General features: G+C 61.6%; 10 protein-coding genes. All 10 read right to left on the bottom strand.

The genetic code is table 11. From position 1 onward, the window contains the following. Positions 1-8: 8 nt before the first annotated feature. The gene (gene nuoL, locus AC3ISG_RS17040; RefSeq protein WP_122625264.1) at positions 9-1,856 is read right to left on the bottom strand and encodes an NADH-quinone oxidoreductase subunit L; all 1,848 of its coding nucleotides are present in this window, start codon (positions 1,854-1,856) and stop codon (positions 9-11) included. Then, entirely contained in the window at positions 1,853-2,164 is a 312-nt protein-coding gene (gene nuoK / locus AC3ISG_RS17035; RefSeq protein WP_065989117.1) for an NADH-quinone oxidoreductase subunit NuoK, read from the bottom strand. Before nuoK ends, nuoL begins: the two co-directional genes overlap by 4 nt. Positions 2,165-2,168: 4 nt before the next feature. Continuing rightward, positions 2,169-2,669, bottom strand: a complete 501-nt coding sequence (gene nuoJ / locus AC3ISG_RS17030; RefSeq protein WP_037008804.1) for an NADH-quinone oxidoreductase subunit J — start codon at positions 2,667-2,669, stop codon at positions 2,169-2,171. Positions 2,670-2,678: 9 nt separating this feature from the next. Further along, positions 2,679-3,227 (bottom strand): NADH-quinone oxidoreductase subunit NuoI, encoded by a 549-nt coding sequence (gene nuoI, locus AC3ISG_RS17025; RefSeq protein WP_122536327.1) that lies wholly within the window; start codon positions 3,225-3,227, stop codon positions 2,679-2,681. Positions 3,228-3,238: 11 nt separating this feature from the next. Then, positions 3,239-4,228, bottom strand: coding sequence for an NADH-quinone oxidoreductase subunit NuoH (gene nuoH / locus AC3ISG_RS17020; RefSeq protein ID WP_037008811.1), 990 nt, complete (start codon positions 4,226-4,228; stop codon positions 3,239-3,241). Further along, positions 4,225-6,936, bottom strand: coding sequence for an NADH-quinone oxidoreductase subunit NuoG (gene nuoG, locus AC3ISG_RS17015; protein WP_489297522.1), 2,712 nt, complete (start codon positions 6,934-6,936; stop codon positions 4,225-4,227). Before nuoG ends, nuoH begins: the two co-directional genes overlap by 4 nt. 134 nt (positions 6,937-7,070) lie before the next feature. Beyond that, entirely contained in the window at positions 7,071-8,429 is a 1,359-nt protein-coding gene (gene nuoF, locus AC3ISG_RS17010; protein ID WP_122536329.1) for an NADH-quinone oxidoreductase subunit NuoF, read from the bottom strand. Further along, a complete protein-coding gene (nuoE, locus tag AC3ISG_RS17005) occupies positions 8,426-8,923 on the bottom strand; it encodes an NADH-quinone oxidoreductase subunit NuoE (RefSeq protein ID WP_074892019.1) in 498 nt (165 codons plus the stop codon). Before nuoE ends, nuoF begins: the two co-directional genes overlap by 4 nt. Positions 8,924-8,925: 2 nt before the next feature. Then, positions 8,926-10,707: an NADH-quinone oxidoreductase subunit C/D gene (gene nuoC / locus AC3ISG_RS17000; RefSeq protein ID WP_489297521.1), complete on the bottom strand. Its 1,782-nt coding sequence runs from the start codon at positions 10,705-10,707 to the stop codon at positions 8,926-8,928. A gap of 74 nt (positions 10,708-10,781) precedes the next feature. Further along, positions 10,782-11,456, bottom strand: a complete 675-nt coding sequence (locus AC3ISG_RS16995) for a NuoB/complex I 20 kDa subunit family protein (protein WP_065989126.1) — start codon at positions 11,454-11,456, stop codon at positions 10,782-10,784. Between the last annotated feature and the right edge of the window lie 3 nt (positions 11,457-11,459).

Below are 11,459 nucleotides of genomic sequence, written 5' to 3'. Positions count from 1 at the left end.
TCGACTCATCAGACCAGCACAATCGCGCCGAGTACCAATACGGCACCTGCGGCGATCGAAGCGGCGTACCAACGGAGCTGACCGGTTTCGGTGCGGGTCATCAAGCCGTTGCCTGCTTTGACCAGACGCGGAATCAGGCCGATGGTGTGGTCGAGCGGGTCACTACGCAGGATGCGGCTGATCGCCAGGTAAGGTTTGACGAACAGCACGTCATACACCCAGTCGAAGCCCCAGGCTGCGAACCACCATGCGGACAGGAAACGACCCGGACCGCTGTTGGCGATGGCGGTGACCAGACGACGCTTGCCGAGGAACAGCACGGCCGCCAGCAGAATACCGGCCAGAGCGATGGCGCCCGAGGCGATTTCCAGGCTGTGCTTGGCTTCACCGCCGGCATGCCCCGCGCTTTCCGGCAGCACGCCGGCCAGTGGCGGATGAATCCAGGCGCCAATGAACGTCGACAGCACGATCAGCACACCCAGCGGCAACCAGTGGGAAATCCCGTGGCCGGCGTGGGCTTCGGTCTTCGCTTCGCCGTGGAAGGCGATGAAGATCAGGCGGAAGGTGTACAGCGAGGTCATGAACGCACCGAGCAGACCCGCGTAAAGCAGATAGTCATGGCCGCTGGCGAAGGCTTCCCAGAGGATTTCGTCCTTGGAATAGAAGCCCGCCGTAACCAGCGGCAAGGCCGACAGCGCAGCGCCGCCGACGATGAAGCTGGCGTAGGCCAATGGCAGTTTCTTCCACAGGCCGCCCATCTTGAAGATGTTCTGCTCGTGGTGGCATGCAACGATCACCGCACCGGACGCGAGGAACAGCAGGGCCTTGAAGAAGGCGTGGGTCATCAGGTGGAAAATCGCGCCGTCCCATGCACCCACACCCAGCGCCAGGAACATGTAGCCGATCTGGCTCATGGTCGAGTAGGCGAGGATGCGTTTGATGTCGGTCTGCACCAGCGCGGCGAAGCCCGCCAGTACCAGCGTCACGCCGCCGACGATGCCGACCAGATGGAGGATGTCCGGCGCCAGGATGAACAGACCGTGGGTCCGTGCGATCAGGTACACGCCCGCGGTTACCATGGTTGCGGCGTGGATCAGTGCCGACACCGGAGTAGGACCGGCCATCGCGTCCGCCAGCCAGGTTTGCAGCGGCAGTTGCGCGGATTTACCGACAGCACCGCCCAGTAACATCAGCGTGGCCAGAACGATCCAGAAGTCACCGACCTTGAAGTGCTGTGGTGCGCGAACCAGCAGCTCCTGAATGTTCAGCGTGCCCAGTTGCTGGAACAGGATGAACAGGCCGATGGCCATGAACACATCGCCGATGCGGGTCACGATGAAGGCTTTCAGCGCTGCGTTGCCGTTGTTGCGGTTGCTGTAATAGAAACCGATCAACAGGTACGAGCACAGGCCCACGCCTTCCCAACCGAAGTAGATGAACAGCAGGTTGTCGCCCAAGATCAGGAACAACATGCTGGCAATGAACAGGTTGGTGTAGGCGAAGAAGCGCGAATAACCGTCTTCACCGCGCATGTACCACGAGGCGAAAAGGTGAATGAGGAAGCCGACGCCGACCACCACACCGAGCATGGTGATGGACAGGCCATCGACATACAGGGCGAAATTGGGCTCGAAGCCGTCCACCGACATCCAGCGCCACAGCACCATGGTCAGGTGACCGCCTTCCGGTGGTGAGACGTTGAACTGGAAGATCACGTACGCGGCCACGAGGGCCGACAGGCCAATGGAGCCCACGCCGATCAGGGCTGAAAGGTTTTCCGACCATTTGCCGCGCGAAAACGACAGCAGCAGGAAACCGATCAGGGGGAATACGAAAGTCAGAAAGAGTAGGTTCATCCGCGCATCTCGCTGGCAGCGTCGATATCGAGCGTGTGGAAGCGGCGATACAGTTGCAGCAGGATCGCCAGGCCAATACTGGCCTCGGCTGCGGCAAGGCTGATCACCAGAATGAACATGATCTGGCCGTCAGGCTGTGCCCAGCGGCTGCCCGCAACGACAAAGGCCAGCGCGGCTGCGTTCATCATGATTTCCAGGCTCATCAACACGAACAGAATGTTGCGGCGTACCAACAGGCCCGCCAGGCCGAGGCAGAACAGGATGCCGGCGACCGCCAGACCATGTTCCAGAGGGATTGCTGAGTTCATGGCTTTACTCCTTCGCCTCGTTGCGGCCGACATGGAACGCCGTCACGGCTGCCGCAAGCAGCAGCATCGAGGCGAGTTCGACAACCAGCAGGTAAGGGCCAAACAGGCTGATGCCGACGGCTTTGGCGTCCACCGTGGTGTGACCGATGGAAGCGCCGGTGGAGTTGGCGAACAGCACGTAAATCAACTCCGCCAGGAGCAGGCCGCCCAGCAGAATCGGGCCGAGCCAGATGCCGGGTTTGAGCCAGGCGCGTTCTTGTTGAACCGAGGCCGGGCCCAGGTTCAGCATCATCACCACGAAGACGAACAGCACCATGATGGCGCCCGCGTAAGCGATGACTTCCAAGGCCCCGGCGAACGGCGCGCCGAGGCTGAAGAAGGTCATGGCCACAGCGATCAGTGAAATGATCAGGTAGAGCAGGGCGTGCACCGGGTTCGTGTTGGTGATCACCCGAAGGGTGGCCACCACAGCGATGCCGGATGCGAAATAGAAAGCGAATTCCATCTTTCTTCCTTAAGGCAGCAAGCTCTTGACGTTGATGGGCTGGGCTTCGTTCTGTGCATCGCCTTTCGGCTTGCCGGCGATGGCCATCCCCGCAACGCGGTAGAAGTTGTAATCAGGGTTCTTGCCGGGGCCGGAGATCAGCAGATCTTCCTTTTCGTACACCAGATCCTGACGTTTGAACTCGGCCATTTCGAAATCCGGCGTCAGCTGGATCGCGGTGGTCGGGCAAGCTTCCTCACACATGCCGCAGAAGATGCAACGCGAGAAATTGATGCGGAAGAACTCCGGGTACCAGCGACCGTCGTCGGCCTCGGCCTTCTGCAGCGAGATGCAACCCACCGGGCAGGCCACGGCGCACAGGTTGCAGGCCACGCAGCGCTCTTCGCCGTCGGGGTCGCGGGTCAGGACGATGCGGCCACGGTAGCGCGGCGGCAGATAGACCTGCTCTTCCGGATATTGCAGGGTGTCACGCTTACGGAAGCCATGGCCGAAGACCATGATCAGGCTGCGCAGCTGGGTACCCGTACCCTTAACGATGTCGCCAATATATTTGAACATGGGTCAAATCCTCACTGAGCCGCCAGGACGACCGCAGCGGTCACCAGCAAATTGATCAGGGTCAGTGGCAAGCAGAACTTCCAGCTGAAATCCATCACCTGGTCATAACGCGGACGAGGGATCGAAGCACGCAACAGGATGAACAGCATGATGAAGAACGCGGTTTTCAGGGCAAACCACATGAACGACAGTTGCGGCAGGATATCGAACGGGCCGTGCCAGCCACCGAAGAACAAGGTCACCAGCAGCGCCGAGATCAGGATGATGCCGATGTACTCACCGACGAAGAACATGCCCCATTTCATGCCGGCGTATTCAATGTGGTAACCGTCGGCCAGTTCCTGTTCCGCTTCCGGCTGGTCGAACGGGTGACGGTGAGTCACGGCGACGCCAGCGATGAAGAAGGTACAGAAGCCGAAGAATTGCGGAATGATGAACCACAGGTGATCGGCCTGGTACTTGACGATGTCGCCCATGTTGAACGAACCGACCTGCACCACGATGCCCATCAGCGACAGGCCGAGGAACACTTCGTACGACACCGTTTGCGCCGAGGCACGCAAGCTGCCCAGCAGGGCGTACTTGTTGTTCGATGACCAACCGGCGAACAGCACCGCATAGACCGACAGACCGGCCATGGCGAAGAAGAACAGCAGGCCGATGTTCAGGTCCGCGACCACCCAGGTCTGGGTCACCGGGATGACCGAGAACGCGATCAACAGCGCGCTCATGGCCACCACCGGCGCCAGGGTGAAGATCACCCGGTCGACGAAGGGCGGGTTCCAGTCCTCTTTAAAGAACATCTTCAGCATGTCGGCGGCGATCTGGAACATGCCGAACGGACCGACGCGGTTCGGACCGTAACGGTCCTGCCACCAGCCCAGCAGACGACGTTCGACGAAGCTGAGCAGCGCGCCGCAGACCACCACGGCGAGCAGCACCACGATGGCCTTGACGACAGCGATGATCGAGTCGATCACTTCAGGGGTGAACCAGGTCATTGAGCGGCCTCCTGCAGTGCGTCGACGGTTTTGCCGAACAACGCCGGAGGAATGCCGGCCAGACCGGACGGCAATGCCACCAGGCCTGCGCCCAGTTCTTCACTGATGCGCAGCGGCAAACGCAGTGTCTGTCCGGCAACGCTCAGGCTCAGCAGTGCGCCGTCGTTGACGCCCAGACGGTCCGCTTCGGACTTGGCCAGCGCCACATACGCCTGAGGAATGCGCTCTTGAACCGGCGCGGCTTTGGAGGAGGTCTCCTCGCTGCCGAACAGGTGATAGAACGGTACGACCTGCCAGGTTCCTTGCGCAGGGGAGAAAGCACGCGGCACGTTGGCGAACCAGCCCAGCTTGTCGCCGCTGCTTTCGATCAGGCGCACGCCCGGATCGCCAGCACGCAGGTGACCACCGACTTCGTCCTGGAACTTGTTCCAGGCCTGTGGCGAGTTCCAGCCCGGCGACCAGGCAAACGGCACCTGCGAACGCGGTTCGGCAGAGCCCGAGTAGCCTTCCATCGAGAACGCGAACGCGGTGTCGATGTCCTGTGGCATACGGGGTTCGTGCACGCTGATGTTGGCGCGCATGGCGGTCCGGCCGCTGTAACGCAGCGGTTCGCGAGCCAGTTTCAAACCCTTGATGCGGAAGGACGCAGACGGCGCGGCACCGACAATGCCGGCCAGTTGCGGATTGCTCGCAGCGCAGGCAGCGGTGACGTGGTCAAGCTGAGTCCAGTCAACCGGCTGATTCAACAGGGTGGCGCGCAGGGCATGCAGCCAGCGCCAGCCTTCGTGAACCAGAATGCTCGCGTCCAGATACGTCGGGTCGAACACCTGGAAGAAGCGCTGGGCGCGGCCTTCCTGGCTGACCAGCGTGCCGTCGCCTTCGGCGAAGCTTGCGGCCGGCAGCACCAGATGCGCGCGGTCGGTGGTCGCGGTCTTCTGATGATCGGCAACGATAACCACTTTCGCGGCCTTCAGTGCAGCCTCGACCGTGGCAGCGTCAACGCGGGTGAACAGATCGTTTTCCAGCACGACGATGGCGTCGGCCTGGCCCGAAATCACGGCCTGCAGCGCAGCGTCGACCGAGTCGCCACCGAACAGGGTCAAGCCCATACTGTTGGCTTCCGGCACGATCAGGCTCAGCGAACCCTGCTTGTCACGCAGCTTCAAGGCCTTGGCGATGTTCGCCGCCGCTTCGATCAGCGCGTTCGAGCCCAGCGAGGCGCCGGACACGATCAGCGGGCGTTTGGCTTCGAGCAGAGCGGCAGCAATGCGCTCGGCCAGCGCCAGCGCTTCGCTGTCCAGACCGACAACGGCCGGGGCACTCGGGTCGATGGCGTGGGCCACGGCGAAACCAATGCGCGCCAGATCATCGGGCGCAGCGTGCACGCACTCTTCGGCGATATCGTCGAGGCGGGTGTCGGTCAGGCTGGCGATGAACAGCGGGTTCATCTCGTGCTGGCCGATGTTCTTCACCGCAGCGTCAAGCCATGGCTGGACTTTCATCGCAGCGGCCATGTCTTCGGCTTTGTTCTTCACCGACTGACGCAGGCCGAGGGCCATACGAGCAGCGGTTTGAGTGACGTCTTCGCCGAGGATGAACACGGCGTCGTGCTCTTCGACTTCACGCAGGGTCGGGATCGGCAGCGGGCTGTCTTTCAGCACCTGGGCGATCAGGCGCAGACGCTCCAGCTCACCGGCTTCGATGCCCGAGTAGAAATGCTCGGCGCCAACCAGCTCGCGCAGGGCGAAGTTGCTTTCCAGGCTGGCGCGCGGCGAACCGATACCGACGATGTTGCGCCCGCGAAGCAGGTCAGCGGCCTTGTCCAGCGCAGCGTCCAGGCCCAGCTTGATGCCTTCGGCCAGTGGCTGGCGTGGACGGTCCGTGCGGTTGACGTAGCCATAACCGAAACGGCCACGGTCGCAGAGGAAATACTGGTTCACCGAACCGTTGTAGCGGTTCTCGATACGGCGGATTTCGCCATAACGTTCGCCCGGGCTGATGTTGCAGCCGCTTGAGCAACCGTGGCAGATGCTCGGCGAGAACTGCATGTCCCACTTCCGGTTGTAGCGTTCGGAGTGGGTCTTGTCAGTGAACACACCGGTCGGGCAGACCTCGGTGAGGTTGCCGGAGAACTCGCTTTCGAGGGAGCCGTCTTCAACACGACCGAAGTACACGTTGTCGTGGGCGCCGAACACGCCGAGGTCGGTGCCGCCGGCGTAGTCCTTATAGAAGCGCACGCAGCGATAGCAGGCGATGCAGCGGTTCATCTCGTGTGCGATGAACGGCCCCAGTTCCTGGTTCTGGTGGGTGCGTTTGGTGAAACGATAGCGGCGCTCGTTGTGGCCGGTCATCACCGTCATGTCCTGCAAATGACAGTGACCGCCTTCTTCGCAGACCGGGCAGTCGTGCGGGTGGTTGGTCATCAGCCATTCGACGACGCTGGCGCGAAACGCCTTGGATTCGTCGTCTTCGATGGAAATCCAGGTGTTGTCAGTGGCGGGCGTCATGCAGGACATGACGATACGACCACGGGTGTCGTTCTCGTCGGTGTACTGCTTGACCGCGCACTGGCGACAGGCGCCAACACTGCCAAGTGCCGGATGCCAGCAGAAATAAGGGATGTCGAGGCCCAGCGACAGACATGCCTGTAACAGGTTGTCTGCGCCATCGACTTCGAGCGCTTTGCCGTCTACGTGGATAGTGGCCATGGTTCAAAGTTCTTCGTTGGCCCGGTGTCAGCGGGCGTGGCTAATGGAATCTCGGTGCCATCCGATTCAAACAGCCTCTCGGCGTCGTCGGATGCAGGGAAGGCGGCCTTGGGAGCCGCCGACCGTTTGTCGTGTTATGCGCCGACCATGGTCGGACTGATGACCTGAGTGAGGTCGCCCGCACGTGCCGGTGCGATGCCTGCCTCGAATTCCGGCCGGAAATACTTGATCGCGCTGCCCAGAGGTTCCACGGCGCCCGGTGCATGGGCGCAGAAGGTTTTGCCTGGGCCGAGGAAGTTGACCAACCCCAGCAGCGTCTCGATATCGCCCGGTTGACCCTGGCCGTTCTCGAGGGCGCGCAGCATCTTCACGCTCCACGGCAAGCCATCGCGGCACGGCGTGCAGAACCCGCACGACTCCTGGGCGAAGAACTCTTCCATGTTGCGCAGCAGCGAAACCATGTTGACCTTGTCGTCCACCGCCATCGCCAGACCGGTCCCCATCCGGGTGCCGACCTTGGCCACGCCGCCGGCGTAGAACTGGCAGTCCAGGTGTTCCGGCAACAGGAAGCCGGTACCCGCGCCGCCGGGCTGCCAGCACTTGAGCTTGAAGCCGTCGCGCATGCCGCCGGCGTAGTCTTCGAACAGCTCGCGGGCGGGCAGGCCGAATGGCAGCTCCCACAGGCCTGGGTTCTTCACTTTGCCGGAGAAGCCCATCAGCTTGGTGCCGTGGTCTTCGCTGCCTTCGCGGGCGAGGGACTTGTACCAATCGTTGCCGTTGTTGACGATGGCCGGGACGTTGCACAGGGTCTCGACGTTGTTCACGCAGGTCGGCTTGCCCCAGACGCCAACGGCGGCAGGGAAGGGCGGCTTGGAACGCGGGTTGGCGCGACGGCCTTCGAGGGAGTTGATCAGTGCGGTTTCTTCGCCGCAGATGTAACGCCCTGCGCCGGTGTGCACGATCAGCTCGAAATCAAACCCGCTGCCGAGGATGTTTTTGCCCAGCAGGCCGGCGGCTTCGGCTTCTTTTACCGCGCGGCGCAGGTGCACCGCCGCGGTGGTGTATTCGCCGCGCAGGAAAATGTAACCGCGGTAGGCTTTCAGCGCGCGAGCACTGATCAGCATGCCCTCGATCAGCAGATGGGGCTGTTGCTCCATCAGCATGCGGTCTTTCCAGGTATTCGGCTCCATTTCATCGGCGTTACACAGCAGGTAACGGATGTTCATGGATTCGTCTTTGGGCATCAGCCCCCACTTCACGCCGGTGGGGAAGCCTGCGCCGCCGCGACCCTTGAGTCCGGAGTCTTTGACGGCCTGGACGATTTCGTCAGGCGACAGCGTGGCGAACGCTTTGCGCGCCGCTGCGTAACCGTCTTTCTTCTGGTATTCATCGAGCCACACCGGCTCGCCGTCATCGCGCAGACGCCAGGTCAGCGGATGGGTTTCCGGAGCGCGGGTGATCAGGTTGGCGGGGCCGAAGGAAGTGATGGTCATACGTAACCCTCCAGCAGCGGGGCGACGCCCGCAGGCTGTAGATTGCCGAAAGTGTCGTCGTCGATCATGACCGCCGGCGCCTTGTCGCAGTTGCCCAGGCAGCAGGCCGGCAGCAGCGTGAAGCGGCCGTCGGCGGTGGTCTGACCCAGGCCGATGCCCAGCTTGCTCTGAATTTCGCCGACGATGTCTTCGTGACCGGCGATGAAGCAGACCATGCTGTTGCAGACGCGAATGATGTGGCGGCCCACCGGCTGACGGAAGATCTGGCTATAGAACGTCGCCACGCCTTCGACGTCGCTGGCAGGGATGCCCAGCACTTCGCCGATCGCGTAGATCGCGCCGTCCGGCACCCAGCCGCGTTCCTTCTGAACGATTTTCAGGGCTTCGATGGACGCCGCGCGCGGGTCCTCGTAGTGATGCATTTCGTGCTCGATGGCCGAGCGCTCGGATTCGCTCAGGGCGAAACGGTCTGTCTGGATAAGCGTGCTGTTCATGCTTAGCGGTCCACGTCGGCCATAACGAAATCGATACTACCCAGGTACGCAATCAAGTCCGCGACCATGCTGCCTTTGATCACCGAAGGGATCTGCTGCAGGTGCGGATAGCTTGGGGTGCGAATCCGGGTACGGTAGCTCATGGTGCCGCCGTCGCTCGTCAGGTAATAACTGTTGATGCCCTTGGTCGCTTCGATCATCTGGAAGGATTCGTTGGCCGGCATGACCGGGCCCCACGAAACCTGCAGGAAGTGCGTGATCAGGGTCTCGATGTGCTGCAGGGTGCGTTCTTTCGGCGGCGGCGTGGTTAGCGGATGGTCCGCCTTGTACGGCCCGGCCGGCATGTTGCGCATGCACTGCTCGATGATCTTCAGGCTCTGGCGCATCTCTTCGACGCGGACCATGCAACGGTCGTAGGCGTCGCCATCGTGAGCCAGAGGCACTTCGAATTCGAAGTTCTCGTAACCCGAATACGGACGCGCCTTGCGCAGGTCGAAGTCCAGACCGGTGGCCCGCAGGCTCGGCCCGGTGACGCCCCATTCCAGCGCTTCCTTGGTGTTGTACGCGGCAACGCCGACGGTACGACCCTTGAGGATGCTGTTCTGCAGCGCTGCCTTGGTGTACTCGTCCAGACGCTTGGGCATCCAGTCAATGAAGTCCTTGACCAGTTTTTCCCAACCGCGGGGCAGGTCGTGGGCAACGCCGCCGATGCGGAACCAGGCCGGGTGCAGACGGAAACCGGTGACGGCTTCGATCACGGTATAGGCACGCTGACGGTCGGTGAACGTGAAGAACACCGGGGTCATGGCGCCCACGTCCTGGATGTACGTTCCCAGGAACAGCAGGTGGCTGGTGATACGGAAGAACTCGGACATCATGATGCGGATGACGTTGACCCGATCCGGCACGGTGATGCCGGCCAGCTTCTCGACCGAGAGCACGTACGGCAGGTTGTTCATCACGCCGCCGAGGTAATCGATGCGGTCGGTGTACGGAATGTAACTGTGCCAGGACTGACGCTCAGCCATCTTCTCGGCGCCACGGTGGTGGTAACCGATGTCCGGCACGCAGTCGACGATCTCTTCACCGTCCAGCTGCAGGATGATGCGGAATGCACCGTGGGCCGAAGGGTGGTTCGGACCCAGGTTGAGGAACATGTAGTCCTCGTTGGTGCCGGAACGCTTCATGCCCCAGTCTTCCGGACGGAAACGCGCCGCTTCCTCTTCCAGTTGCTGCTTGGCGAGGGTCAGGCTGTACGGGTCGAATTCAGTGGCACGGGCCGGGAAATCTTTGCGCAGCGGGTGACCTTCCCAGGTCGGCGGCATCATGATGCGGGTCAGGTGAGGGTGGCCCGGAAAGTCGATCCCGAACATGTCCCACACTTCACGCTCGTACCAGTTGGCATTCGGCCAGATGCCAGTCACGGTCGGCATGCTCAGGTCGCTTTCGGACAGTGCGACCTTGATCATCACGTCACTGTTACGTTCGATCGACATCAGGTGATAGAACACGGTGAAGTCGGCGTCCGGCAGCCCACGGCGCTTGGTGCGCAGGCGTTCGTCGACGCCGTGGAGGTCGTAAAGCATCACGTACGGCTTGGGCATCTGACGCAGGAAGGTCAGGATTTCAATCAGCCGCGCACGTTGCACCCACAGCACAGGCATGCCAGTGACGGTGGACTGGGCGCTGAAGGCTTCAGCGCCAAAACGGTTATGGAGTTCAACGACGACTTCTTGGTCGTCAGCCTTTTGAGGCGGGATGTACAGAGCGGTGTCTGCAGTCATAGGTCTCGATCGCTATCGGTCAACGTACAGAATGAACCCAGGTTCAGGCTTCTTTTTGTAAAAGAAAAACTGGATCAGACTTCGTCGGGGCTGCGCAGGTTGGTCACCGCAATACGTTGTTCGCGGCGCTGTTCCTTCTGCGACGGCATCTCGGCGCGATAAACGCCCTGGTCACCGACGACCCAGGAAAGGGGACGACGCTCCTGGCCAATGGATTCCTGCAAGAGCATCAAGCCTTGCAGAAATGCCTCTGGACGGGGCGGGCAGCCGGGCACGTAAACATCCACAGGGAGGAATTTATCCACGCCCTGAACCACAGAATAGATGTCGTACATGCCACCGGAATTGGCACAGGCGCCCATGGAGATGACCCACTTGGGCTCCAGCATCTGCTCGTAGAGGCGCTGGATGATCGGAGCCATCTTCAGAAACGGTGTGCCGGCGATCACCATGAAATCCGCCTGACGTGGCGATGCCCGGATCACTTCGGCGCCGAAGCGCGCGATGTCGTGGGGCGCGGTGAAGGCGGTGGTCATTTCCACATAGCAGCACGACAGACCGAAGTTGTACGGCCAAAGGGAGTTCTTGCGACCCCAGTTGACGGCACCATTCAGCACGTCTTCGAGCTTGCCCATGTAGATGTTTTTGTGGACTTGGTCTTCTAACGGATCGGAAACGACTTCGCGTTCGCCGATGGGGTACTGCTCGTTAGGAGCATCCGGGTCGATCCTGGTGAGATTATATTGCATTGC

The organism is Pseudomonas sp. GL_135 (genome assembly GCF_057834665.1).
Note: the sequence above shows the minus strand (reverse complement) of the source record. Positions and strands in the feature narration are given on the sequence as shown.